The sequence below is a fragment of the Kitasatospora gansuensis genome, assembly GCF_014203705.1.
Lineage (GTDB): Bacteria > Actinomycetota > Actinomycetes > Streptomycetales > Streptomycetaceae > Kitasatospora > Kitasatospora gansuensis.
Genome location: NZ_JACHJR010000001.1, coordinates 180,635 through 204,500, shown reverse-complemented (window position 1 = coordinate 204,500; position 23,866 = coordinate 180,635). Strand labels below are relative to the sequence as shown.

The following is a 23,866-nucleotide window of genomic DNA, read 5'->3' as shown; positions in this document are numbered from 1 at the left end:
TGCTCCCGGGAGGTCAGTGCGTGGGTCAGTGCTTGAGGACGGCGTGGACGGCGTGCCGGAGCTGGTCCCGACCGGGCTGCAGGGCCCGGTCGAGCTCGCGGGCGAACGGCAGTACGGCGCCGTCCGGGCGGGTGATCCGGCGGGGCGGTGCGGTCAGGCGGTACTGCTCGGCGGCGGTGGCCAGGATCTCCGCCCCGATCCCGCAGCTGCGGTTGGAGTCGTCGATCACCACCAGCCGCCCGGTCTTCTCCAGCGAGGCGCCGAGCGCCTCCCAATCGAAGGGGTACAGGGTGCGCGGGTCAAATACCTCGACCGAGACTCCATCTTCGGCCAACTCCGTTGCCAGCGCCAGGGCTTCGTGCACCAGATGGCCGACGGCGACCACCGTGACGTCGGTGCCTGGACGGTGCACCCGGGCCCGGCCGAGCGGGATCACCGGCAGCGGCCCGGTGACGTCGTCCCGGACGCCGAGTGCGGCCGCCGGGGCGAAGACCACCACCGGGTCCGGATCGGCGATCGCCGACCGGAGCAGCCCGTAGGCGTCGGTGGGCGTGGCGGGCACCACGGTCTTCACGCCCATGTGGGCGAACAGCCCGTACGGGTGGTCCGAGTGCTGCCCGGCCCAGCCGTCCCGGGAGCCCGAGCCCGGCACCAGGCAGGTCAACGGCACACTGGCCTGACCACCCGTCATCAGCGAGAACTTGTGGGCCTGGTTGACGAGTTGCTCGAAGACCAGGAAGAGCAGTGCCGGGATCTGGAACTCGATCACCGGCCGCAGCCCGGCCAGTGCCGCGCCGACCGCCACCCCGGTGAAGCCCTGCTCGGAGAGCGGGGTGTCCACCACCCGGCTCGCCCCGAACCGTTTCTGCAGCCCGAGGGTCGGCCCGGCCAGACCGGCCCCGATGTCCTCGCCGAGCAGACAGACCGAGGGGTCATCGGCCAGTGCGTCGGCCAGCGCCCGGTTCAGCGCCTTGGTGTACGACAGCCAGCTCATGCCACCGCCCCCGCCCGGGGCCGCAGCCCGCTCGCGTACAGGTGGTCGCAGGCGCCGGCCGGGTCCGGGGCGGGTGAGTTGAGCGCGAACTCCCGGGCCTGGGCCAGCTGTTCGGACACCTCCTGATCCAGCGCGGTGGGGTCCCCGATCAGCGCGGCGGCCCGGAGGAGCGGGTCGCGCTCGCGCCAGGCGGCGATCTCCTCGGCCGGGCGGTAGTCCACCTTGAGCCGCCGTTCCATGGTGTGGTGCCCCTCGAACCGGTACGTCCGGCACTCCAGGAAGACCGGCCCGCCCCCCGAGCGGGCCCGGGCCGCCGCTTGGAGCGCCGCCTCCCGGACGGCCTCGGTGTCCATGCCGTCCACCGCCACCGCCGGGATGCCGAAGGCCTCGGCCCGGCCGAGCGCGGTGCCCGCCACCGCGACGGCGGCGGGCAGCGTGGTGGCGTACCCGTTGTTCTCGCAGACGAAGACCACCGGCAGCTGCCACATCGCGGCCAGGTTGAAGGACTCCAGCAGCACGCCCTGGTTGAGCGCGCCGTCCCCGAAGAAGCTCACCACCACCCGCTGCTCACCGGCCAGTTGGGCCGCCCAGGCGGCGCCGACCGCGATCGGCGCACCCGCGCCGACGATGCCGTTGGCACCCAGGATGCCGAGCGAGAGGTCGGCGGCGTGCATCGAACCGCCCCGGCCCTTGTTCAACCCGGTGGTGCGGCCGAGGAGTTCGGCCAGCAGCCGGGCCGGGTCGGCACCCTTGGCGAGCACGTGCCCGTGGCCCCGGTGCGTGCTGGTCAGCTGGTCCTCCGGCCGCAGTGCCGAGCAGACCCCGACCGCGACGGCCTCCTGCCCGATGTACGGGTGCGTACCGCCGACGATGTCGCCGGAGCGGACCAGCTCCAGGGCCAGTTCCTCGAAGCCCCGGATCAGCCGGACCATCCGGTACCGGTCGGCCGGGGACTCCAGGCACACGCCGTCGGCCGGCGTTCGCAGCCTCACACCGCACCTTGCCAGATCGGCGGGCAGAACTCCGGGTCGGCGTAGTCGGGGCGCCCGTCGGCGGTCCGGCGGACCAGCAGGTCGTGGTTGTAGACCACGGGGGCGCCGTCGGGCCGGGTGTGGGCGCGGTACTCGTTGGCGCCGTCCTGCAGGTGCAGCGAGACCGCCCGGCGCGGGACCTCGGCCAGGTTCGGGCCGCTGCCGTGGTAGGTGCGGCAGTGGTGGAAGCTGACGTGACCGCGCGGGATCACCATCGGGATCTTGCGGACCTCGGCGCCGTTGTACTCGGCGTTCTCGACCAGCAGTTGCTCCAGTTCGCTGCGGTCGCGCTGGGCGAAGTGCCGGCTGGAGTCCTCGCCCGCGGGCCGCTCCCGCCAGCGGTGGCTGCCGTCCACCATGGTGATGGTGCCCATCTCCTCCCCGCAGTCGTGGAACGGGATGAACGCGGTGAGCATCCGCTCGGAGGTGCTGGTGGCCCAGTAGTGCCGGTCGAAGTGCCAGGGCACCTGGTTGCTCGGCTCGCCCGGGATCGGCGGCTTGAGGATCAGGGTGGCCTGGAAGACCCGGATCTCCTCGGCCTCCGCCAGCAGCGCGGCGACGGCCCCGAGCAGCGGCTTGCGCAGGATCCGCCCGATCGCCTCGCTCTCGTAGTGCACGTAGTCGTTGTGCCGCTGGACCGGTCCGTGCGAGGGCTCCCAGGCGGCCAGGTTCGGCGGACGGACGGCCAGCGTGCGGTCGCGGTGGCCCTCGTAGTACTTCTCGGTGGCGTCCTGGAGGAGATCGAGCTCCTCGTCGGTGAACAGCTTCCGGGACAGGTACCAGCCGCGCTCGGCGTACTCGGCCGCCTCTTCCGGCGTCGGGAGCAGGGCCCGCTCGGCCTCGGTCAGTTCGAACTCGGTCATCGGTGCTCCTCAGTTGGCCGGGGCGGTGGTGGTCGCGGTCTGCTGGCGTTCGACGGCCTCGTAGAGGGCCCGGATGTTGGCGGAGCCGAAGGTGCCGGCGCCCTGACGCTCGATCAGCTCCAGGAAGAAGGTCCGCCGGTCGTGCGCCGAGCGGGTGAAGATCTGGTACAGCTGGCCGCCGTGGTCCTGGTCGACCAGTACGTTCAGCTCGCGCAGGGTCGTGACCGGGACGCTGGTGGCCCCGATCCGCTCCGGCAGCGCGTCGTAGTAGGTCTGCGGGGTGGAGAGGAACTCGACTCCGCGCCCGGCGAGTTCGCGCACCGCGGTGGTGATGTCGCCGGTGTGGAAGGCCAGGTGCTGGACGCCCGAGCCCTCGTGCCGGTCCAGGAAGGTGTCGATCTGGCCCGGCGAGCGGGCGGTGTCCGGCTCGATCAGAGTGAAGGTGACCAGCCCGGACGGGCTCTGCACCACGCTGGAGTCCATCGCCTGGGCGCCGACCTCGATGTACTCGTCGAAGATCCGGCGGAAGCCGAGCGCCTGCTCGCAGAACTTCACCGCCCCGGCCAGCTCCCCGGCCGGCACGCAGAGCGCGGCGTGGTCCAGGAACTGCAACAGGTCGGCGGTGGGGGCTGATTGCTCCGGCTCGGGGACGAACCGCAGCGCGACGTCCCCGAAGCCCGCCACCAGTCCGGGCGCCAGCGGACGGGCGCCGTTGCGCAGCGCCCGGTCCAGCGCGGCGGCCGGATCGGCGCAGCCGAGCGCGAAGACCGCCACCCCGTCACCGTGCCGGGCCACGAACTCGGCCACCGGGTGGTCGGGTTGCCCGGCCGAGCTGAGCAGGAGGCGGATCGTGCCCTGGCGCACCCAGACCCGCCGGACCCCCGGTTCGGCGGCGACCGGCGGCTCCCGGGTGAAGGCGTACGCCTCGACCAGGTAGGCGGCGAACAGGTCCGCGTCGGCGCAGTGGAACTCGACGTGGGCGATGCTCTGGATGGTCAACGGATCTCTCCCGGCTGGTATCTGGTGGCGCGGGTGGATGGCGGGCCGAAGATCAGGCTCAGGTTGTGACCGCCGAAGGCGAAGGAGTTGGAGAGCGCGGCCCGGACCGGTCCGGTGCGCGCGGCACCCCGGACGTGGTCGAGGTCGCAGGCCGGGTCGGGATCGTCCAGGTTGACGGTGGGCGGTAGTTCGCCCCGGGCCACGGCCAGCACCGAGACCACCGCCTCGACCGCACCGGCCGCCCCCAGCAGATGGCCGGTGGAGCCCTTGGTGGAGCTGACGGCCGGCCGGCCGGTGCCGAACACCTCGCGCAGCGCGGCGACTTCGGCCAGGTCGCCGAGCTTGGTACCGGTGCCGTGCGCGTTGACGTAGTCGATGTCGCCGGGGGCCAGACCGGCGCTGCGCAGCGCCAGACGCATCGCGTCGGCGGCGCCGGCACCGTCCGGGCGGGGCATGGTCGGGTGGTGCGCGTCGGTGCTGCCGCCCCAGCCGGCCAGGTCGGCGTAGCCCGCCGCACCCCGGGCGTCGGCGTGCTCGGCCCGCTCGACCACCAGGACGGCGCTGCCCTCGCCGAGCACGAAGCCGTTCCTGCGGGCGTCGAACGGACGGCTGGCCTGCCCGGGATCGTCCCAACCCTGGGCCAGTGCGCGGGCGTTAGTGAAGGCGGCGGCGATGGTCGGGTGCAGCGAGGACTCGCTGCCGCCGCACACCACCACGTCCGCCTCGCCCGCCCGGATCAGCCGGAGTGCCTCGGCGACCGCCTGGGCCCCGGCCGCGCAGGCGGTGACGGGTGCCGAACTGTAGCCCCGGACACCGTGCTTGATGGCGATCCGGGCGGCCGCCATGTTGGCCAGCATGCCCGGCAGCAGGTACGGGCTGACGGCGGGTCGGCCGCGTTCCAGGCGGCGGTGCGACTGCTGCTCGAAGGTCTCCAGGCCGGCCCCGCCGGTGCCCAGCACCACGGCGATCCGGTCCGGGGCGACGTCCCGGCCGACCACGATCCCGGCGTCCGCCAGCGCGTCGTCGGCGGCGGCCAGTGCGAGCAGTACGAACCGGTCCACGCAGCGGGTCTCGGTCGGTGGCAGCACCTCGCGGCCGTCGATCGCCGGGGCGATCCCGGCGGCGGGCAGCCAGCCGAACGCCGGGTGGCCCTCGGGTACCGCGGTGATGCCCGAGCGTCCGGCGGTCAGCGCCTCGAAGACCTCGGCCGCCTTCCGGCCGACCGGGGTGACCAGGCCGATCCCGGTCACCACGGCGGCGTTCGCCACGGCGGCGGTCATCGGGTGGTCCGGGTGGTGCTGCCGGCCAGGTGCCACTCGCGGAGCAGGACCTTGCGCACCTTGCCGGTGGGCCCGAGCGGGATGCGGTCGTCCGAGACCACCAGCACCCGGCGGACGGTGGCGGCCACCCGGTCCTCCAGCGCCGCCGTCACCTCCTTGGTGCGGTCGGTGAGTTGATCCGCCTTCGGGTCGAGCTGGAGCAGCACGTCGGTGACCACCCGGTCGCCCTCACGGACCGCGACCACCGTGCAGTCGAGCACCTCGGGGCAGGCGGCGAGCACCCGCTCCTCGGACATCGCGGTGTACAGCCGGTGCCCGTCGCCGAGCTCGACCGAGTCCACTGCGCGGTCCACGTGGTAGTAGTAGCCCTCCTCGTCCCGGTACATCAGGTCACCGGTGAGGAAGTAGCCGCGGACCCGGGTGCGGTAGGTGGTGACCGAGTCGTTCCAGTAACCGAGTGCCAGGGTCGGGGAGTTGGTGCCCAGCTCGCCGATCTCGTTCGGCCCGAGCTCGCTGCCGTCCGGGCCGAGGACGGCGCAGTCCACGAAGGCGTGCGGGCGGCCGACGCAGCGGCCGTAGCGGTCGGTGTCCTGGCTGTGGGTGATGAAGAAGTGCGAGTGGCCCATCTCGGTGGAGCCGAGGCCGTCCACGAAGACCGAACCAGGCGTACGGACCCGGCCCGCGCGGCTGACGCCCTCGCGGGAGCCGGTGGCGATCAGGCGGCGGATGTGCGCCTCGTGCGCGCAGTCGCCGGTGTTCCACCAGAGCGCCACGCTGTCCAGCTGACGGGTGCTCAGGTCGTGCCTGGCCAGGTCGGCCCAGGTGGCGGCGAAACCGATCACGCCGTGCGGCCGCCAGCTCTCCACCGCCTGCAGCACGCCCTCGCCGCCCTGCGCGGAGAGCAGTGCGAGCTGGGCCTGCGAGCTGAGCGCCAGGTTGGTGATGATCAGGGTGGCGGCGTGCGGGGAGGGCAGCGCGGAGAGCATCCGCTCCGAGCCCTGCGGGCGGGGGAGCGCGAGGCGGTGCCGGATCGCCGCGTACAGGCTGTCGTGCGAGTGAACGACGGCCTTGGGCAGCCCGGTGGTGCCGGAGGAGTGGGTGATCGCGACCGGGTCGCCGCCCCAGTGCCGGTACGGCTCCGGAGCGTCGGCCGGGTCGCCTTGCGCGAGGGTGGCGATCTCGGGCAGCAGCGGCGCACCCGGGTCGTGCCCGGCCAGCAGCTCGCGGTGCGCGGGATCGGTCAACACCCCGGCGGCGCGCAGCCGGTGGATGTAGCGGGCGGCCTTCTCGCCGTCCAGGTTGGGGTTCAGCAGCGCCGGGATCGCGCCGAGCCGGGCCAGCGCGAGGAAGCCGAGCACATGGTCGGCGGCGGCGCTCGCGTAGATCACCACCGGGTCGCGGCGGCCGATGCCGAGCCCGTGCAGGGCGGCGGCCCGGGCCCGGACGGCGCGGTCCAGCTCGCGCAGGGTGAACGGCTCCCAGGCGGCGTGGTCGTCGACGGGGGTGTCGAAGGTCAGCAGTGGTTCGTCGAGGCCCTCGCCGAGGGCGATCCGGGTGGTCAGGACGTTGCCTGCGCCCACGGCGGGGTCGTCCGCCAGTCGGGCCCGGATGCTGCGGATGCTCACGGTGAAAGGTCCCTCCCGATGGCCGGTGGCCATGCCGGTGAGATGAGCCGCTGGCGGGCAGCGGCGGGGGATGACGGGGGAATGTCAGGTGTCAGGCGGTGAGCAGCACGGCCACGGCCCGGCCGGGGTCGGCGGGGTCGGCCTGTTCGGCGGCGATCACCAGCAGCTGGTCGGCTTCGTCGTCGGCCAGCAGCAGGGACGCCAACTCGAGGGCGTCCGTCGGTACTTCACCCGGCACGGCGGCCGGCGGGCTGGTGGCCACCACCGGTCCGGTCAGGCTCCAGCGGGCGGCCAGGTGGCCGAGTACGGCGTTCGGGTTGGACTGGAAGAACAGCAGCGGTGGTACCCGACGGCCGCTGCCGGCCGCCTCGTTGATGGCCCGGGCGGTGCCGAGGTCACCGCTTGCGCTGGTGAGCAACAGCCCGGTCCGGCCGGGAAGTTCGCGCCCCCAGGCGTGCAGGCAGCGTTCGGCGGCGGCTACCACGAGGGGGTTGAACGGGGAGTCGGTGAAGCCGGGCAGGCGGGGGAGCTCGGTGTCGCCGGGCTCCGGCCAGCGGCCGTGCGCGAGTAGGCGGAGACGGTTCACGCTGTGGTGAGCGTTCATGCTGCTGCGAGCGTTCTCGGAGGCAAGGCCGTTCACGAGGCCGAGACCATTCACGCCATCGTGAGCGTTCACCTCGCCGAGACCGTTCCCCCGCCCGGAACCTTTCACGCGGCAGCCACCAGCAGCGCGGTGTTGGCGCCGCCGAACGCCGAGTTGAGGCTCAGCGCGTACCGGGGCCCGGCCCGCCGCGGCCCGGCCAGCACCAGGTCCAGCGCGCAGTCCGGATCCGGCCCGAGCCACCCCGCGTTGACCGGCAGCAGGCCGCTGCGCAGCGACTCGACGGTGACCGCGAGCTCGAGCAGGGCGGATGCCTCCAGGGCGTGCCCGTGCACGGACTTGCTGGAGCTGACCGGTGGCGGGGTCGGCCCGAAGACCGTGTGCAGCGCCCGCACCTCCGCCTGGTCGGCGAGCGGCGAGCCGGTCGCGTTGGCGTTCACGTAGCCGATCTGATCGGGCGTCAGGGCGGCCCGTCCGAGCGCCGCCCGGATCGCCCGGGCCAGTCCGGAGCCGTCCGGTGCCGGACGGCAGACGTGGTACCCGTCGCCCGCCCGGCCCCAGCCCGCCACCACGGCCAGCACCTCGGCGCCGCGCCGCAGCGCCACCGCCTCGGATTCCAGCACCACCGCCACCACGCCGTCGCCGAGCAGCAGCCCGCTGCGGCCGGCGCTGAACGGCCGGGCCTCGCCGTCCCGGGCCAGCGCCCGGCCGGCGTCGAAGACCGCGAAGGTGTCCGGTTCGACCAGGTAACCGGCCGCGACCAGTACCCGGTCCTGCCGTCCGGCGGCGATCAGCGCGGCGGCGTCGGCCACCGCCGTACCGGCTGCCACGCAGGCCCCGATGTAGACCCGGCCCGAACCCCAACGTTCGTGCACGGGTGCGCAGTCGGCGGCCGTGACCGGGTCGCCGTGACGGGCCAGCAGGAGCGGTCCGCCGGGCACGCCCGCCTGGGCGGTCGCCTCCGCCAGTACCGCCGTGAGCGCTTCGCCGAGGACAGGGGAGCCCGGCGCCAGCGCGGCCCGGCGGGCCTGGCGGTGTGTCACGTCGAAGCGGTCGACCGGCCCGAAGCCGGGTCTGCCGTGCACGGCGGCGGCCAGCAGTGGGCCGGTCCCGGCGCCGAACGCGGAGCGCACCCCGAGCCCGGTGACGGCCACCCGGATGCCGGTCACGGCTGCCCGCGCCCGGCCGGACCAGCCGGGCCGACCGGCCCAACCGCACTTCGCAACAGCTCGACCGAGGTCCGCAGCAGCTCGACCGCGTCGGTCACCGTACGGACCGCGTCCACCGCCTCGTCCGGCAGCTCCAGGTCGCCGTAGCGCTGCTCGAACTCGGCGATCAGCCAGGTGAGTTCGAGCGAGCCGAGCTCCTCGTCCACCGCCTCGGCCGAGCGGTCGTGGAACTGCGCCAGTACGGTCAGCACCTCCGCCCGGTCGGGCAGCACGTCGGCCCGGTCGGGCAGCGGCGCCCCGGTCACGCCGGGGTACCGGCGGCGGCGAGCCGGTTGGCGACGTCCGCGGTGAACTGGTCCAGGGTCATCAGCGCGGTGCCCTCCATGTCGTCCAGGTCGAACTTCACGCCGTACTCCTCCTCCACCTGGACGGCCAGGTCGGCCAGGGCAAGCGACTCCAGGTCGAGACCGGCGGGGCCGAGATCGGTGTCACCGGTGACCTCGGAGACGTCGTAGTTCATCTCGGTCAGGGCGGCGAGCACGAACTCGCGGATGGCGTCCTGCATCGGGGGCTCCGTTCAAGGGGTCGAGGGGTGGGTGAAACTCCCGGACAGCGCCCAGGAATTGCCCAGGTACTGCCCAGAATCGGTCAGTGGGACGGAGCCGAGCTCAGCGCTCGGCCAGTGCCGCCGCGCGCAGCCCGGCCGGGTCGCGCAGCAGCTTGCCGGTGGCGGTCCGGGGGAGGGCTGGCAGCAGGGAGAGCCGACGGGGCCGTTTGTAGCCCGCCAGGCGGTGTTCCAGTCCGGCCCGGATCTGCTCGACCTCGGCGCCGTCGGCCGGGACCAGGTAGGCCGCGACCGCGCCGGAGTCGAACACCACCACCGCTTCGCGGACTTCGGGCAGCGCGGTCAGGGTGTGCTCGACCTCGGTCAGGTCGACCTTGAGGCCGCCGATCGAGACCTGTGAGTCCCGTCGGCCGAGCACCGTGAGCAGGCCGGTCGCCCGGTCCAGCTCGGCGGCGTCCCGGGTGTGCAGCCAACCGTCGGACCAGCGGCTCGGATCGGTGAGCCCCAGGTACGGCGAGTCGGCCCGCCGGATGTGCAGTTCGCCGCCCTCGGTGCGCAGTTCGAGACCGGGTACGGGGCGGGTGCCGGGGTACAGGGTGCCCGTCAGATCGGTGGCGATCACACCGAGTTCGGTCATCCCGTACATGGTCCCGAGCGGCACCCCGTACCGTTCGCCGATCGCCGCGGCCACGCCCGGCCTGGTCAGTTCGCCCGCGACGATGATGCGGGTGAGCTGGGGCAGCGGGCGCGGGGCACGGACCCCGGCGAGCAGTTCGGCGTGGAACGGTACACCGATCACGGTGGTCGGCAGGTCGTCCTCGGCGATGGCGGCCAGTAGGCCGGCCGCCGTCATCCGTTCCGGCACGGTGAGCCGGACCCCGCTGTGCAGGCCGTGCAGCAACCCGCCGACCAGGCCCAGGACATGGACCACGGAGGAGAGCAGCACGGTGCGCTCGCCCGCCTGCGGGAAGCCGGACAGGGCCCGGTAGCAGGCGAGTTCGCGGAGCAGGTCGGCGGCCGTCCGGGCGATCACCTTGGACGGTCCGGTCGAGCCGGAGCTCAACTGGACCAGCACGTGCGGCGATCGGGCCGGCTGCCCGCCGGGCAGCGGGACGGCGACCGGTTCGATCTCGCTGAACCCGCGCAGCCCCGAAGCCGGGTGCCGGTCCGCCTCGACCAGTACCTGCGGGGTGAGCCGGTCCAGCGCCGCCGCCACCTCGTGCTCCGTCAGCCGGTGGTCCAGCAGGCAGACCTGGCCGCCCAGCTGCCAGGCGGCGAGCAGGGTGCTGACGTAGCCGAGCGAGGGCGGCAGCCGAAGGGCCACCGTACCGCCGGGTGCGAGCCCGGCGGCGGTCAGTCGCGTCACCTGGTCGGCGACCAGGGAACGCAGGGTGGTGCGCGTCACCGGCTTTTCGAACCGGAGACACACTTCTTGACCGGGACCGGCCAATAGGAAGTGCTCGACCCAGCCTTCCGGTGCTTCGGAATGCGGGGGCGGAGAGCTGGGGAAACCGGTCAACGCCACTCCACGAATGGGGGAGACAAAGATGGCAGTCGGTTCACTTTCGGCGGCTTGGAATTCCGCGTTCCCCGACCCTGGCACAGACGATTGGATCGGGTCAAGGTCTATACCAATGAGGGATCGGGCCCCTACGCTGCCGAGCCGGGAGCGGCCCGCACGCGGCCGCCCGGGAGGGTGGGGCAGCCGGTGGATCAGCTGACGCTGCGGGAGATCGAGGAGGCCGCCCGGAGCCGGCTCCCGGTCGCGGTCCGGGAGTTCATCGACGGGGGCAGCGACCGGGAACGCACGCTGGCCGGCAACCTGAGCCAGTACGGCAGGTGGGGCTTCCGCCCCCGGGTGCTGGTCGACGTCTCGGCCCCGGATCTGACGGTGGATCTGCTCGGCAGCAGGCTGGCCGCGCCGATCGGGGTGGCGCCGATGGCCTACCACCAGCTGGTCGACCCGGCGGGCGAGACCGCCACCGTGCGGGCGGCCGGGCAGCACGGGCTGCTCACGGTGGCCGCGATGTTCGCCGGCCGGACCATCGAGGAGATCGCCGTCGAGGCCACCGGCCCGCTCTGGCTCCAGCTGTACTGGCTGCGCGGCCGGGAGGTGCTGACGGGGCTGGTGGAGCGGGCCGAACGGGCCGGCTACCAGGCCCTGGTGCTGACCGTGGACGCCCCGAGGATCGGCCGCCGGCTGCGTGACCTGCGGAACGGGTTCGCCCTTCCGCCGCAGGTCAGGGCGGTGAACCTGGACCCGGAGCTGATGGTCGCCACCGGCCGCTCGGCGGCCGGGAGTTCGGCGATCGCCGAGCACGCCAGGCAGCAGTTCGACACCACCCTGACCTGGACCGACGTGGCCTGGCTGCGCGAGCGCACCAGCCTGCCGCTGGTGCTCAAGGGCATCCTGACCGCCGAGGACGCCCGGCTCGCGGTCGAGCACGGCGCGGCCGCGGTGGTGGTCTCCAACCATGGCGGCCGCCAACTCGACGGCGCGGTGCCCACCCTGACCGCCCTCCCCGAGGTGGTCGCCGCCGTGCCCGCCGACTTCCCGGTGCTGTTGGACGGCGGCATCCGCTCCGGCACCGACGCCGCCACCGCGCTGGCGCTCGGAGCGCGGACGGTGCTGGTCGGCCGCCCGGTGCTGTGGGGCCTGGCGGTCGGCGGCGAAGCCGGTGCGGCGCGGGTGCTCGGACTGCTCCAGGACGAGCTCGAACACACCCTGGCGCTGCTCGGCCGCCCCCGCCCCGGCGACCTCGACCGCAGCGCCCTCGCCGATCTCGGCGCCTGACCGGTTGTCGGGTCAGTTCTCAGATTTCGTGCAATTCCAGTGAAAGGCAGCAGCGCAGTGGACAAGTTCTCCGACTGGGACTGGGAGAATCCGGAGACGCTGGCCGTCCGGATGGACGAATTCAGCGCCGGAGTGGCGGGCTGCGAGAAACTCGAGGCGATATCCGCCACCCTTCCGCACAGTCACCAGGATTTCCTCGACCTGGGTCTGACCGGAATCGAGTTCGCCGCATTCAAGACGGCCCACCCGAACGGTCTCGGCACCGATATCACCGCACTCACCAGCCCCGAGGCCGCGACCGAGCCGGGCACCCTCTACCGGGTGGACGGCGAACGCTGTTTCACCCAGCTCGACATCTCCCGGCCGCTGCCGTTCGCCGACGCCAGCGTGAGCTGGGTCTACGCCGAGCACCTGATCGAGCACGTGCCGCTGCCGGTCGCCCTGGGCTGGCTGCGCGAGTGCCACCGGGTGCTGCGCCCCGGTGGCGTACTCCGGATCACCACCCCGGACCTCCGGCGTTACCTGGCCAGTTACGTGAACGGCGACGGCTTCCTGGGCAAGCACCGGCGGCGGCTGAGCATGCTCGGCTTCGGCCCGCCGATGCCCGAGCGCAAGGCGTTCCTGATCAACCAGATCTTCCAGTACTACGGCCACCAATGGATCTACGACCAGGAGGAGTTGGAGTACGTGTTGGGTGCGGCCGGTTTCGCGGCCGAGGAGGTGCAATTGTGCGCCTACCGTGAAGGTCTGCACACCGAGATCGCAGATCTCGACACCGCGTTCCGCAGTGACGAGACGATCTATGTCGAGGCGTACCGGCGGACCTGACGAATGGTCACCGTGAAGCACCCCATCAGCTCCCTTTACCCGAACGGAGGTTGAGCGAAGCCATGCCACTCGACCCGCAAGTCCGGGCGCTCCGGGCCCGGCGCGCCGAAGCCGGTACACCCCCCCTCTACACCCTGACCCTGGATCAGGCGAGAGCCGCCGATCTGGCCGCCGTGCAGGCGGCGGGCGGTGCGCCCGAGCCGGTCCACTCGGTCACCGAGCTGGAGATCCCCGGCCCCGGCGGCCCGCTTACCCTGCGGCTGCACCGCCCGCGCGACGGTGCCCGACTCCCGGCGCTGGTCTACCTGTTCGGCGGCGGCTGGACGCTCGGCTCGCTGGACACCTGTGACGCGATCTGCCGTCGGCTGGCCAACGCCGCCGACTGCGTCACCGTCTCGATCGGCTACCGGCGGGCCCCCGAACACCCCTTCCCGGCCGCCGTCCAGGACTGCCACGCCGGCACCGTCTGGCTGGCCGAGCACGCCGCCGACCTGGGCCTGGACCCGGACCGGATCGCGATCGGCGGCGACAGCGCGGGCGGCAACCTGGCCGCCGCCGTCACCCTGCTGGCCCGCCGCGAGGGCGGCCCCGCCCTCCGCCACCAGCTGCTGGTCTACCCCAACACCGCGTACCGGGCGGACACCGCCTCGGTCCGCGAGAGCGAGGACCCGCTGCTGTTCAACCGGCACTCGGTGGACTGGTACTGGGGCCACTACCTCAAGGCCGAGGCGGACGGCGACGACCCGCTGGCCTCGCCGCTGCGCGCCGACGACCTGTCAGGACTGCCGCCCGCCACCGTGATCACCGCCGAGTACGACCCGCTCCGGGACGAGGGCGAGGCGTACGCCGCCGCGCTGGCCGCCGCCGGGGTACCGGTGCTGGCCCGGCGCTACGACGGCATGGTGCACGGCTTCTTCGCCATGGCGGGCACCCTGGACGCCGGCCGCCGGGCCCAGGAGTGGGCGGCGCAGCGGCTGCGGACGGCCTTCGGGCCGGACGGGGCGTCATGACGCTGCGCCTGGACCAGCTGCACGGTTCGCTGGCCGACCCGCTGCTGGACTCGATGACCTTCCTGAACGAGATCACCGGCCGCCACCCGGAAGCGATCTCGTTCGCCCCGGGGCGCCCCTACGAGGGCTTCTTCGAGACCGACCGGGTGACCGAGTACCTGGACGCCTTCCTGGCGCACCTGCGCGAGCGGGGTCTGACGGAGGACCAGGTCCGCAGCACGCTGTTCCAGTACGGCCCCACCAAGGGCATCGTGGCCGAGCTGATCGCCCGCACCCTGGCCAACGACGAGGGCCTGACGGTGGCGCCCCCGGCGCTGGTGGTCACGGTCGGCGCGCAGGAGGGCATGCTGCTGGTGCTGCGCGCCCTGTGCGCCGACCGGGACGACGTCCTGCTGGTCAGCTCGCCCTGCTACGTCGGCGTCACGGGCGCCGCCCGGCTGCTGGACATCAGCACCGTGCCCGTCCCCGAGGGCGACCCGGCGGCGGTCGCGGCCACCGCCCGGGCCCTGCGGGCCGAGGGGCGCCGCCCCCGGGCGCTGTACGTGGTGCCGGACTTCGCCAACCCGTCCGGGGTCAGCCTGCCCACGGCGGTGCGCCGGGAGCTGCTGGCCACCGCCAAGGCCGAGGGCCTGCTGGTGATCGAGGACAACCCGTACGGCTTCTTCACCCGCACCGGGCGCACCCGGCCGACCCTGAAGGCGCTGGACCGGCACCAAGTGGTGGTCCACCTGGGCTCGTTCGCCAAGACCTGCTTCCCCGGTGCCCGGCTCGGCTATGTGCTGGCCGACCAGGAGGTGGTGGCGCCGGACGGCGGAGTGACGCTGCTGGCCGACCAGTTGGCCAAGCTGAAGAGCATGACGACGGTCAACACCCCGGCGCTCAGCCAGGCCGTGATCGGCGGCCTGCTGATCCGCCACGACTTCCGGCTGCGGGCGGCGAACGCCACCGCGGTGGCCCACTACGCGGCCGGACTGACCACCCTGCTGGCCGAGTTGGAGCAGCACTTCCCACCCGCCGAACGGGCCGGGCTCGGGGTGAGCTGGAACCAGCCGGAGGGCGGCTACTTCACCGTCCTGACGGTGCCGTTCCGGGCCGACGCGGCGGCGATGCGGCGGTGCGCGGAGGAGTACGGCGTGCTCTGGACGCCGATGGCCGACTTCTACCCGGCCGGCGGCGGGGAGCACCGGCTGCGGCTCTCCTCCAGCAGTCTGACGGTCGGTCAGATCACGGTCGGCATCAAGCGGTTGGCGGCGTTCATCCGGTCCGAGGCCGGATAGCGGCATGCCGAAGCGGGGCGAGGCCACCGGCCTCGCCCCGCTTCAGCATGCCGAAGTCGTGCCGATTCAGCGCACCCGCTCCGCGAACAGCCGGGCCGACCACCAGACCGCCACCACGGTGAGCACCGAGACGATCAGCAGGCTCTGCCAGACCGAGCTGTCCCCGACCTGGCCCGCGAACAGGGCGCGCATGCCCTCCACGGCCCAGTAGAAGGGGTTCCACTCGGCGATCGACCGCAGCCACTGCGGCGCCAGCGCCAGCGGCAGCAGCACGCCGGAGAGCAGCGCGATCGGCTGGGCCACCGTGTTCACCACCGGGGCCAGCGCGGCGTCGCTGCGCACCAGCAGGGCGATGCCGTAGGAGATCGCCGAGGTCATCAGGGCCAGCAGGGCCATCAGGAGGTAGGCCAGCAGTAGGTCGAGTGGGGCGACGGTGAGGCCGAACGGCAGCGCCAGCAGGGTGATGATGACGGCCTGGACCATCAGGGCCAGCACCTCGCGCAGCGCTCGCCCGAGCAGCAGGGCCAGCCGGCTGACCGGGGTGACCCGGGAGCGTTCGATGATGCCGGCCCGTAGCTCGCCGAGCAGGCTGAAGCCGGTGAACAGGCCACCGAAGATGACCAGCACGGCGAGCAGGCCGGGGACGTAGATGCGGTACGCCTCCTGGTAACTCCCGGCGCCCAGCACCTGCTTGAGCAGCGGGGCGAAGAGCAGCAGGTAGAACAGCGGTTGGATGACGCCGACCACCAGCCAGATCGGGGTGCGGACCATCAGCAGCACCTGACGCTGGAACACCAGCCAGGTGTCGCGGGCGAGTTTCATGGGCGGGTTCTCCGGCTTCGGGGAGGCGTCAGGCGAGCGTCAGGCGAGCGAGCGGCCGGTACGGGCCAGGAAGACGTCGTCCAGGCTGGGGCGCTGGAGCTGGATGGTCGTGGGCACCACGCCCGCGCCGTCCAGGGTGCGGAGCAGCTGCGGGATGGCGGCGGCGCCGTCGCGGACGTAGAGCCGCAGGCCGCCGTCCTCGGGCGTCTCCACCTGGCGCAGGTCGAGCTCGCCGCGCAGCGCGCCGGCGGCCTTCTCCACGCTGTCGCCGCCGGTGAGGCCGACCAGGACGACGTCGCCGGAGATCTCCTGCTTGAGCTCCTCCGGGGTGCCCTCGGCGACGATGCCGCCGTGGTCGATGATGCCGATCCGGTCGCAGAGCGCGTCGGCTTCGTCCAGGTAGTGGGTGGTCACGAAGACCGTCATGCCCTCGCCGCGCAGCCGCCGGATCTCCTCCCAGACGTGCGCCCGGCTGGCCGGGTCGAGGCCGACGGTCGGCTCGTCCAGGAACAGCACGCCGGGCGAGTGGATCACGCCGAGCGCGATGTCCACCCGGCGGCGCTGGCCGCCGGAGTAGGTCTGGCAGGGCCGGTCGGCGAACTCGCCGAGCTCGAAGGCGGCGATCGCCCGCTCGGCGCGCTGCCGGGCCTCGGCCTTGCCGATGCCGTGCAGTCTGGCCTGGTGGACGAGCTCCTCCCGGCCGCTGACGGTGTCGGTGGTGCCGCCGCCCTGGGCGACGTAGCCGATCCGGCGGCGAACCCCGGCAGGGTCGCGTCGCAGGTCCGCGCCCGCGACGGTGGCCTCGCCGCCGTCCGGGCGGATCAGGGTGGCGAGCATCCGCAGGGTGGTGGTCTTCCCGGCGCCGTTGGGGCCGAGGAAGCCGTAGATCTGGCCGGCGGCGACGCTCAGGTCGAGGCCGGTGACGGCGTCGACCGTGGTGGCCTGGCGGCCCTTGCGGGACTGGTAGGACTTGCGCAGCCCCGTGGTCTCGATCAAGCCGGAACTCCCGTACTGGGGTGGGCTGTCAGGGGAAGGCCCGGCGCACAACGGCGGCCAGGGCCTGTCCGGTCACCCTAGGGGCTCGGCGGGCTCCGCAACAATGGTCTGGACCAACTGGTTTCCGCGCTGAGCCGCCGTCAGGGCCAGCAGCTCAAGCCGGTCAACTGCCGTGCGTGCGCCACCCTTCGCCCGAAGTTCGGCGCCGAGCCGCTCGGCCCCGGCGCGCAGGGCCGGTTCGTCCAGCGCCCGGCGCAGCGCCCCGGCGATCTCGCCGGGTCCGGCCTGCTCGAAGGAGATCCGCAGCCCGGCCCCGGCCGCGGCCACCCGCTCCGCGACCAGCGGCTGGTCGTGCCGGATCGGCGCCAGCACCGGCGGTACGCCGTGGACGAGCGCCTCGCCGGTGGTGTTGAGCCCGCCGTGGCCGAGCAGCGCCGCCACCGTGCCGCCCGCCAGCAGTTCCAGGACCGGCGCCCGCTCCACGGTCACCGTCCCGTCCGGGAACTCCGGCCAGAGCTCGCGCGGCGCCACCACCACCGCCTGTACCCCCGGGCCGAGCAGGCGCAGTGCGGCGGCCGTCCGGCGCAGGAAGTCCGCCGTCAGCTCCTCGGCCAGGGTGCCCATCGAGACCAGCACCTGACGCCGGGTCGGGTCGAGCCGCTCCCACGGGAAGTCCGGCTGGGCCGGACGGTCCGTCAGCACCGGGCCGACCAGCGCGTACTCCGCCGGGAGCGGGCCGCCGGCCAAGGTCGAGCCGGTCAGCGCCAGGACCAGATCGGGGGAGATGCGCGGGTCCAGGTACTCCCCGGCCGGGAGCCCGGCCCGCTGCCACAGGCCGCGCAGCCGCTCCTCGATCCACGGCTCCAGCTCGGGGAACGGTCGCCCCAGCTCCATCAGGCCCGGCGCCAGCGAGGCCCAGGGCAGCCCGTGCCGATGCGCCGTCAGGGCGCCCGCCGGGGTGTGCTGGTCGACCAGCAGTACGTCGGGCCGCCGGCTGCGGACGGCGGCGTCCAGGGCCTTGGCGGTGAAGCGCGCGTACGGCACCACGAAGCCGTCCCAGAGCGAGTGCACCGCCGCCGGGCCCGAGCCGCCCTGCGGGCGGAACAGCCGGGATCCGGTGCCGATGATCTCGCTGCCCGGGTCCAGCAGTTGGCGCAGCACGGGCTCCGAACCGGTCCAGACCACTTGATGACCACGGGCCAACAGCTCGCGGCCTAGACCAATTGTGGGAAATACGTGACCGGTCAGCGGTGGCACGACGAGCATGAACCTGCTGGTCAAAGGGGTATGACGAGCCATCAGGGAGGTCTCCACCTGCTCGGGGTCACCCGCGCCGGAAGCGGAACGCATCTTGTGCGGCTCGCGGGGCGTGGGAATACTAGCCCGGGTGACCGCACTGGAGGCAGTGGCCGTCCATCTGCCCGACCGTGCCGTGCCCATCGAGGCGGTCGGGGAACGGATCGGTCTGACCCCGCGCCAACTCAAACTCTTCCGCCGCTTCCACGGACTGGACCAGGTGCGCCTGGACCCGGACGGGACGCTGCTCGACCTGCTCACCGGCGCCCTCGGCGCCCTGACCGAACTCCGGGGACGGGAACACCAGGTCCGGTACGTGCTGCACGCCCGCAGCATGCCGGTCTCGACGCCCTACCCGGCCAACCCGCTGCACGAGCTGCTCGACCGCTTCGGCCTCGGCCACGCCAACGCCTTCGCGGTCACCCACCACGCCTGTGCGGCAAGCCTGCTGGCCATCGACCTGGCCGGGCGGCTGCTCGCCGCCGAACCCGACCCGGGTGCGCTGGCGCTGGTGCTGACGGGGGAGAAGACCTTCACCAGGGACGCCCAACTCGTCCCGGAGACGGCCATCTTCGCCGAGGGTGCGGCCGCCTGCCTGATCCGGGCCGGTGGCGGCCGGGACGAGGTGCTCTCGTACGCCGTCCGGCAGCTCGGCGAGTTCGACGGCCGGCTGGCCGAGGATCCGGAGCTGCTGGCCGAGTACCAGCGGGTCTATCCCGAGGCGATGGCCGAGGTGATCCTGCAGGCGCTCGAACAGGCCGGGATCGCACTGGACGAACTTGCGCTGGTGCTGCCGCACAACGTCAACAGCGTGTCCTGGCGCGGCCTGTGCCGTCGTCTGGGCTACCCGGTGGAACGGGTGGTGCTGGACAACGTGGCCTCGGTCGGGCACAGTTTCGCCGCAGATGCTTTCATCAATCTTCACACCGCCACCGCGCGGGGCCTGCTCCGACCCGGTGACCGCTACCTGATCGCGGCCTCCGGTCTCGGCGCCACCTTCTCGGCGATGACCGTCCGCCACTGACGGGTCCCGTAGCTGACGGATCATCAGTTCTTCTCTCCGCCAAGCCGGTTCCGGCTCCGCTGTCGAGCCGTGCCATGCCCGATGGGACGTACCACCGATGGACGACACCACCCTCGAGACCGACCCCGCCCTCCGCGGCCGGGTGCTGACCAGCATCGGCACCCTGCTGCCGCGGGTGCTCAAGAAGGAGCTCGCCGAAGTCCCGGAGAACGCCTGCCTCTTCGACGACCTCGGGCTCACCTCGGCCGGCACGCTGGAACTGATCCTGGAGCTGGAGGAGGCGCTGGACATCCAGGTCGACGTCGAGCAGATCGGCGAGGACGACCTGCGCTCGGTCGCCAGCCTGGCGGACTTCGTCGCCGGACACACGATCGCCGAGGACTGACCGACATGGCCCCGCACCCGCACCCGCGCTCGGCCGCGCCCGGCGGACTGCGGATCAGCCGGGTGCTGGCCCAGGAGTTCGACGGCCGCTCGGAGACCTCGCTCGACCCGGACCTGCGGGTCTTCGCGGGCGACCTGGCCCGGCCGTACGGGCTGCCGCTGCGCGAGGACCTGCTCGACCAGGGCGTCGGCCACGCCTACGGCGAGATGGGCGAGGTGCTGATCGACCGGCTCGCGCTGACCGAGGATCAGTCGGTCGACCTGCTGATCCTGGCCTTCGCGGTGCCGGACGTCCAGCCCGGCCGGGCCGTCACGCTCCATCTCGCCCGCCGCTGCCCCGGGCGGCCGCTCGCCTTCGCGATCGGCGACCAGGGTTCGGCCGCGCCGTTCACGGCCCTGCGGATCGCCGACCAGTACGCGCGGACCGGTGCCTGCCGCCGGGCCCTGGTGCTGATCCTGGAGCAGAGCACGCTGCACTATCGGCCCGCCGGGCCCGTGACGCTGCCGAAGCGCCACCAGGGAGTCCTGCTGCTACTCGAACCAGCCGTGGAGGGAGGGGAGATGGCGATCCGTCAGTTCTCCGAACCGCCCGAGGGTGACCGGCCGCCGAGCCACCCTGACCAGCCGTTGACCGGGTGCTGGGCTGGACTCGCGGGCGGCGCAGGCCCGGTGCGGGTCACCGATCTCGACGAACAGTTCGGCCGCTGGTCGGCGCTGGACCAACCGGCCGCCGGGTGAGCACCGACACGGTCACCCTCTGGGTGATCCCGACCGACCAGCCACCGCCGGTGGTGGACCGCCTGCACCGGCTGCTCGACCACGGTGAACGCGAACGGGCCCGGGCCATGCCGGATCCGGTCCGCCGGGCCAGGTTCGTGGTCGGCCGGGGCGCGGTCCGGCTGCTGGCCGCCCGGCCGCTCGGGCTGCCACCGGCCGAACTGGCCTGGCGCCGGGGCCCGCACGGGAAACCCGAGCCGGTGCACAACCCGACCGGCGCGCAGTTCAGTTGGTCCGGTTCCGGGTCGCTCGCGGTGCTCGCCGTCGCGCCCGGACGGCCGGTCGGCGCCGACGTCGAGGAGCTCCCCGCCGAACGCGTCGCGGTCCGGGTGGCCGGCCGGTACTTCCCGCCCGAGGAGGCCAGGTTCGTCGCCGACGGACCGTCCGCGCGGCACCGCTCGGCCCGGTTCACCCAGCTCTGGTGCCGCCGGGAGGCGGGCGTGAAGGTCTACGGCGGACGGCTCGCCCAGGGCCTGCCGCTCCGGCTGGTCGGCCGCAGCCCGTTCCGGCTGGACATGCTCAACGGTCTTTCAGCAGGCCCCTGTTGGGTCCGGGACATCCGGATGCCGGGGCCGTTCCGGGCCGCCGTCGCACTGGACGGACCGGCGCCCTTCCAGGTCCGCCGACGGACCTGGACCCCGTATCGCCCACCACTCGACCCAGGAGCAGCCGATGACTGATCCCCACCCGTCGGGCGCGGCCACCCTGCTGCCCACCGACGTCCCCGGCGTGGTCCTCTACTCCGGCGCCTTCGAGACCCTGATCGCCGACCTCCGGCTGGGCATCGAGGCGCTCGGCGCCGACGAACCCTTCGAGCGGATCGCCGTACCGCCGGTGATCTCCCGCGCGCTGGTCGAACGGGCCGGTTACGTCAAGGCGTTCCCGCACCTGCTCGGCACCGTGCACAGCTTCACCGGCACCGCCGCCGAGTGGGGCGAGCTCTCCGGCCGTCCGGACTGGCACGCCACCCAGCAGATCGGTGACCTGGTCCTGCTGCCCGCCGCCTGCTACCCGCTGTACGCCACGCTGGAGGGCCGGGAGCTCACCGAGCCGGTCAGGTTCGCCACCTCCGCGCACTGCTTCCGGCAGGAGGGCAGCCACGAGCCGGGCCGGCTGCGCAGCTTCCGGATGGCCGAGTACGTCACCGCCGGGAGCCAGCAGCACTGCGAGGACTGGCGGACCCGCTGGCTGGACCGGGTGGCCGACTGGCTGAGCGCACTGGACCTCAAGGCCGCGGTCGAGGTGGCGGACGACCCGTTCTTCGGCCGGGCCCGCAGGATCTTCCAAGCTGCCCAGCGCGCCCAGGAGTTGAAGTACGAGCTGCGGGTCGAGCTGGCCGACGGACTGGTCCAGGCGATCGCCTCGGCCAACTGCCACAAGGACACCTTCGGCACCGTCTTCGGCTTCACCGCCGACGGCGAGCCGGGCCACACCGCCTGTGCCGCGTTCGGCCTGGAGCGGATCGCGCTGGCGCTGATCCACGCTCACGGCCCGTACCCGGCCCGGTGGCCGGAGTCCGTCCGGCTCGCGCTGACCGGGGGCCGGGGCCGATGACCGTGATCACGGTCCAGTACGACGGCGGCAGCTCCGGTTCGGGACCGCTGACCTTCGGTCAGGACAACATGATCCTGTGCATCCGCCGGGACGACCCCGACCAGATCAACAAGCACGCGGTCTGGCCGATCCCGCTCGGCACCGGGCTGCCTGAGGTGCTTGCCGTGCTGCGGCAGCTGGCCGAGCGGCACGAGTCGCTGCGCACCCGGTTCCCGTCCGACGGCCCGGGCGGCCCGACCCGGCAGGAGGTGCACGCCGCCGGATCGTTCCGGGTGACCCTGGTGGAGGCCGGGCCGGACAGCGAACTCGACGCGCTGGCTGATGAGTTGGCCCGGAAGGACCGGCCGGTCGGGTTCGACCTGGCGGCGGACTTCCCGATCCGGTACACCCTGCTGACCCGGGACGGCCGGCCGGTCCGGCTGGCGGTGGTGGTCTGTCACTCCGGTGCGGACGGTGCCGCCACCTCCCGGCTGTTCGAGGAGTGGTACACCCTGCTCAGCGGTGGCGAGCTCGGGCCGATCGGCGCGCCCACCCCGCTCGAGGTGGCGCAGTCCGAGCGCACCCCGGTCGGCCGGCGCCGGGCCACCGCCTCGCTGCGGCACTGGGAGAAGATCCTGCGCACCAGCCCGCAGGCGGTGTTCGCCGACTCGGGCATCACGGGGCCGCCCGGCAGGCTGGCCACCCTGGCGATCCGCTCGCCCTCGGCCGCCGCCGCACTCGCGGCCGCCGCGCAGCGGACCGGCGCCAGCCCGTCCAGCGTGCTGCTCGGCATCTTCGCCGCCCTGGTCGGGCACCGGGCGGCCCAGCCCAGGCTGGTGATCGCCGCGCTCTCGGCGAACCGCCACCGCTCCCAACTGGCGAACCACGTAGGGACGTTGGCCCAGGACGCGCTGCTCGCCGTGGACACCGGGGCGGCGGACCTGGACGAGGTGATCGGCCGGACCAAGGCGGCCGCGCTGGCGGGCTACTGGCACAGTACCTTCGACGCCACCCTGATCTGGCAGCTGATCGAGGACGTCGCCCATCTGCGCGGCTCGCGCTGGGCCCGCCAGGTGGTGGTGAACGACCTCAGCATGACGATCCCGGACGCCGCCGCGCAGGCGCGCCCGATGCCGTACACCGATCCGGAGCTCAGCTGGTACCCGGACGAGGAGGTGCCGGTCCGGGTGATGCTGAACATCTGGCGGGTCCGGGACTGCGTCGAACTCTCGCTGCACACCTGCCCGCAGGTGTTCGACCGGGCCGACAGCGAGCGACTGGCCCGCGGCCTGCTGACCCTGGTCGAGGCGGCGGCGGACGGCCCGGTGCCGCTCGACGGACTGACCGACCTGACCGGCCTCGCGCCCGGCGTGCGGGACGGCGAGTGGGCGTCGGTCGACGGTTCGTGGATCGACCTGGCGGCCGTCCGGGAGCTGCTGACCCACGCGCTGGGCGCCGACACCCGCCCGACGGTGACCGTGGAGCAGGGACGGCTGACCGCCCGGCTGGACTCCGGCGAACGCGCGCTCACCCCGGCGGGGGCGCACCTCGCGGTGCTGGCCGCGCTGTCCGAGCGGCAGACCGCGATGGCCCCGCAGTACTACGTGATCGACGGGGCCGTCCCGGCCGAAGGCAGCGGCCGGGACGGTGGGGTGACCGACTGGCAGGCCCGACTGGCCTGAGCTGTGGGTCAGACGTTCTGGGCGGCCCAGAACTCGTCGAAGCTCAGCACGCCGTCCTTGCTGGTGTCGGCCTTGTTGATGAGGGCCTGGGCGACGGTCTCGGTGACGTAGGGGTCACCGAGCTCCGCCATCGCCTTGCTGTACTCGGCGGCGGTGATGAAGCCGTCGTTGTCGGCGTCGTAGCGCGCGAAGGTCTGCTTGGCGGTCTCGATGTCAGCCATGGTGGTACCCCTCCTGATGGGTCGTGGTGCAGGTACTTTATCGGCCCGTCAGGAGAGGTCAGGACGCCGGACCCCCGAACCGGCTCCCTGGTGCG

The 23,866-nt window shown here is 73.2% G+C and carries 25 protein-coding genes; 10 read left to right on the top strand and 15 right to left on the bottom strand.

Annotation, left to right across the window (positions count from 1 at the left end):
- Positions 1-25: 25 nt before the first annotated feature.
- The 11 genes from F4556_RS01025 to F4556_RS00975 all read right to left on the bottom strand — a co-directional run bounded on the left by F4556_RS01025 (position 26) and on the right by F4556_RS00975 (position 10,532).
- Positions 26-994 (bottom strand): alpha-ketoacid dehydrogenase subunit beta, encoded by a 969-nt coding sequence (locus F4556_RS01025; RefSeq protein ID WP_184910786.1) that lies wholly within the window; start codon positions 992-994, stop codon positions 26-28.
- Complete coding sequence (locus F4556_RS01020) at positions 991-1,986, bottom strand: thiamine pyrophosphate-dependent dehydrogenase E1 component subunit alpha (RefSeq protein ID WP_313068093.1); 996 nt, start codon at positions 1,984-1,986, stop codon at positions 991-993. Before F4556_RS01020 ends, F4556_RS01025 begins: the two co-directional genes overlap by 4 nt.
- The gene (locus F4556_RS01015) at positions 1,983-2,888 is read right to left on the bottom strand and encodes a phytanoyl-CoA dioxygenase family protein (RefSeq protein WP_184910784.1); all 906 of its coding nucleotides are present in this window, start codon (positions 2,886-2,888) and stop codon (positions 1,983-1,985) included. Before F4556_RS01015 ends, F4556_RS01020 begins: the two co-directional genes overlap by 4 nt.
- Before the next feature lie 9 nt (positions 2,889-2,897).
- Entirely contained in the window at positions 2,898-3,887 is a 990-nt protein-coding gene (gene hppD / locus F4556_RS01010; protein ID WP_184910782.1) for a 4-hydroxyphenylpyruvate dioxygenase, read from the bottom strand.
- Positions 3,884-5,167 carry a beta-ketoacyl-[acyl-carrier-protein] synthase family protein gene (locus F4556_RS01005; protein WP_184910780.1) on the bottom strand — a complete coding sequence of 428 codons (1,284 nt, stop codon included), beginning with the start codon at positions 5,165-5,167 and terminating at the stop codon, positions 3,884-3,886. The genes hppD and F4556_RS01005 overlap by 4 nt, the downstream gene beginning before the upstream one ends.
- Positions 5,164-6,792, bottom strand: a complete 1,629-nt coding sequence (locus F4556_RS01000; RefSeq protein WP_184910778.1) for a class I adenylate-forming enzyme family protein — start codon at positions 6,790-6,792, stop codon at positions 5,164-5,166. Before F4556_RS01000 ends, F4556_RS01005 begins: the two co-directional genes overlap by 4 nt.
- Positions 6,793-6,883: 91 nt before the next feature.
- Positions 6,884-7,378 (bottom strand): hypothetical protein, encoded by a 495-nt coding sequence (locus F4556_RS00995; protein ID WP_221503501.1) that lies wholly within the window; start codon positions 7,376-7,378, stop codon positions 6,884-6,886.
- A gap of 122 nt (positions 7,379-7,500) precedes the next feature.
- Positions 7,501-8,562: a beta-ketoacyl-[acyl-carrier-protein] synthase family protein gene (locus tag F4556_RS00990; RefSeq protein ID WP_313068092.1), complete on the bottom strand. Its 1,062-nt coding sequence runs from the start codon at positions 8,560-8,562 to the stop codon at positions 7,501-7,503.
- Positions 8,559-8,867 (bottom strand): acyl carrier protein, encoded by a 309-nt coding sequence (locus tag F4556_RS00985; RefSeq protein ID WP_184910774.1) that lies wholly within the window; start codon positions 8,865-8,867, stop codon positions 8,559-8,561. The genes F4556_RS00990 and F4556_RS00985 overlap by 4 nt, the downstream gene beginning before the upstream one ends.
- The gene (locus F4556_RS00980; protein ID WP_184910772.1) at positions 8,864-9,127 is read right to left on the bottom strand and encodes an acyl carrier protein; all 264 of its coding nucleotides are present in this window, start codon (positions 9,125-9,127) and stop codon (positions 8,864-8,866) included. Before F4556_RS00980 ends, F4556_RS00985 begins: the two co-directional genes overlap by 4 nt.
- Before the next feature lie 103 nt (positions 9,128-9,230).
- On the bottom strand, positions 9,231-10,532 hold the full coding sequence (locus F4556_RS00975; protein ID WP_313068091.1) for a class I adenylate-forming enzyme family protein: 1,302 nt from the start codon (positions 10,530-10,532) through the stop codon (positions 9,231-9,233).
- Positions 10,533-10,835: 303 nt separating this feature from the next.
- Between F4556_RS00975 and F4556_RS00970 the strand changes: the two genes are divergently transcribed.
- The 4 genes from F4556_RS00970 (at position 10,836) to F4556_RS00955 (ending at position 15,036) form a co-directional block, all read left to right on the top strand.
- Positions 10,836-11,921 (top strand): alpha-hydroxy acid oxidase, encoded by a 1,086-nt coding sequence (locus F4556_RS00970; protein WP_313068090.1) that lies wholly within the window; start codon positions 10,836-10,838, stop codon positions 11,919-11,921.
- A 57-nt stretch (positions 11,922-11,978) separates the two neighbouring features.
- A complete protein-coding gene (locus tag F4556_RS00965; RefSeq protein WP_221503500.1) occupies positions 11,979-12,749 on the top strand; it encodes a methyltransferase domain-containing protein in 771 nt (256 codons plus the stop codon).
- 62 nt (positions 12,750-12,811) lie between these two features.
- Positions 12,812-13,759, top strand: a complete 948-nt coding sequence (lipP1, locus tag F4556_RS00960; protein ID WP_184910766.1) for a LipP1 family hormone-sensitive lipase — start codon at positions 12,812-12,814, stop codon at positions 13,757-13,759.
- On the top strand, positions 13,756-15,036 hold the full coding sequence (locus F4556_RS00955) for an aminotransferase-like domain-containing protein (RefSeq protein WP_184910764.1): 1,281 nt from the start codon (positions 13,756-13,758) through the stop codon (positions 15,034-15,036). The genes lipP1 and F4556_RS00955 overlap by 4 nt, the downstream gene beginning before the upstream one ends.
- Before the next feature lie 66 nt (positions 15,037-15,102).
- Here F4556_RS00955 and F4556_RS00950 read toward each other — a convergent pair whose 3' ends face one another.
- The 3 genes from F4556_RS00950 to F4556_RS00940 form a co-directional block, all read right to left on the bottom strand.
- The gene (locus F4556_RS00950) at positions 15,103-15,858 is read right to left on the bottom strand and encodes an ABC transporter permease (RefSeq protein ID WP_184910762.1); all 756 of its coding nucleotides are present in this window, start codon (positions 15,856-15,858) and stop codon (positions 15,103-15,105) included.
- 39 nt (positions 15,859-15,897) lie between these two features.
- Positions 15,898-16,854: an ATP-binding cassette domain-containing protein gene (locus F4556_RS00945; protein WP_184910760.1), complete on the bottom strand. Its 957-nt coding sequence runs from the start codon at positions 16,852-16,854 to the stop codon at positions 15,898-15,900.
- Positions 16,855-16,926: 72 nt separating this feature from the next.
- On the bottom strand, positions 16,927-18,039 hold the full coding sequence (locus F4556_RS00940; protein WP_313068089.1) for a glycosyltransferase: 1,113 nt from the start codon (positions 18,037-18,039) through the stop codon (positions 16,927-16,929).
- Positions 18,040-18,241: 202 nt separating this feature from the next.
- Here F4556_RS00940 and F4556_RS00935 point away from each other — a divergent pair, with 202 nt between their 5' ends.
- The 6 genes from F4556_RS00935 (at position 18,242) to F4556_RS00910 (ending at position 23,550) form a co-directional block, all read left to right on the top strand.
- Complete coding sequence (locus tag F4556_RS00935) at positions 18,242-19,174, top strand: 3-oxoacyl-[acyl-carrier-protein] synthase III C-terminal domain-containing protein (protein WP_184910758.1); 933 nt, start codon at positions 18,242-18,244, stop codon at positions 19,172-19,174.
- A gap of 97 nt (positions 19,175-19,271) precedes the next feature.
- Positions 19,272-19,559 carry a phosphopantetheine-binding protein gene (locus F4556_RS00930; RefSeq protein ID WP_184910757.1) on the top strand — a complete coding sequence of 96 codons (288 nt, stop codon included), beginning with the start codon at positions 19,272-19,274 and terminating at the stop codon, positions 19,557-19,559.
- 5 nt (positions 19,560-19,564) lie between these two features.
- A complete protein-coding gene (locus F4556_RS00925) occupies positions 19,565-20,296 on the top strand; it encodes a hypothetical protein (RefSeq protein WP_184910755.1) in 732 nt (243 codons plus the stop codon).
- Positions 20,293-21,015 carry a 4'-phosphopantetheinyl transferase family protein gene (locus F4556_RS00920; protein WP_184910753.1) on the top strand — a complete coding sequence of 241 codons (723 nt, stop codon included), beginning with the start codon at positions 20,293-20,295 and terminating at the stop codon, positions 21,013-21,015. Before F4556_RS00925 ends, F4556_RS00920 begins: the two co-directional genes overlap by 4 nt.
- Positions 21,008-21,889 (top strand): class-II aminoacyl-tRNA synthetase family protein, encoded by an 882-nt coding sequence (locus tag F4556_RS00915; RefSeq protein ID WP_184910751.1) that lies wholly within the window; start codon positions 21,008-21,010, stop codon positions 21,887-21,889. Before F4556_RS00920 ends, F4556_RS00915 begins: the two co-directional genes overlap by 8 nt.
- Positions 21,886-23,550, top strand: a complete 1,665-nt coding sequence (locus tag F4556_RS00910) for a condensation domain-containing protein (RefSeq protein ID WP_184910749.1) — start codon at positions 21,886-21,888, stop codon at positions 23,548-23,550. Before F4556_RS00915 ends, F4556_RS00910 begins: the two co-directional genes overlap by 4 nt.
- A gap of 8 nt (positions 23,551-23,558) precedes the next feature.
- On the opposite strand, the gene F4556_RS00905 is transcribed toward F4556_RS00910, so the two are convergent.
- On the bottom strand, positions 23,559-23,771 hold the full coding sequence (locus F4556_RS00905; protein ID WP_184910747.1) for an EF-hand domain-containing protein: 213 nt from the start codon (positions 23,769-23,771) through the stop codon (positions 23,559-23,561).
- Positions 23,772-23,866: the final 95 nt, after the last annotated feature.

Coding starts and splice junctions, on each gene's coding strand:
- F4556_RS00925 (WP_184910755.1), top strand. CDS start 19,565: ATGGCCCCGCACCCGCACCCGCGCTCGGCCGCGCCCGGCGGACTGCGG.
- F4556_RS00980 (WP_184910772.1), bottom strand. CDS start 9,127: ATGCAGGACGCCATCCGCGAGTTCGTGCTCGCCGCCCTGACCGAGATG.
- F4556_RS00910 (WP_184910749.1), top strand. CDS start 21,886: ATGACCGTGATCACGGTCCAGTACGACGGCGGCAGCTCCGGTTCGGGA.
- F4556_RS01025 (WP_184910786.1), bottom strand. CDS start 994: ATGAGCTGGCTGTCGTACACCAAGGCGCTGAACCGGGCGCTGGCCGAC.
- lipP1 (WP_184910766.1), top strand. CDS start 12,812: ATGCCACTCGACCCGCAAGTCCGGGCGCTCCGGGCCCGGCGCGCCGAA.
- F4556_RS01005 (WP_184910780.1), bottom strand. CDS start 5,167: ATGACCGCCGCCGTGGCGAACGCCGCCGTGGTGACCGGGATCGGCCTG.
- F4556_RS01015 (WP_184910784.1), bottom strand. CDS start 2,888: ATGACCGAGTTCGAACTGACCGAGGCCGAGCGGGCCCTGCTCCCGACG.
- F4556_RS00955 (WP_184910764.1), top strand. CDS start 13,756: ATGACGCTGCGCCTGGACCAGCTGCACGGTTCGCTGGCCGACCCGCTG.
- F4556_RS00915 (WP_184910751.1), top strand. CDS start 21,008: ATGACTGATCCCCACCCGTCGGGCGCGGCCACCCTGCTGCCCACCGAC.
- F4556_RS00950 (WP_184910762.1), bottom strand. CDS start 15,858: ATGAAACTCGCCCGCGACACCTGGCTGGTGTTCCAGCGTCAGGTGCTG.
- F4556_RS00905 (WP_184910747.1), bottom strand. CDS start 23,771: ATGGCTGACATCGAGACCGCCAAGCAGACCTTCGCGCGCTACGACGCC.
- F4556_RS00930 (WP_184910757.1), top strand. CDS start 19,272: ATGGACGACACCACCCTCGAGACCGACCCCGCCCTCCGCGGCCGGGTG.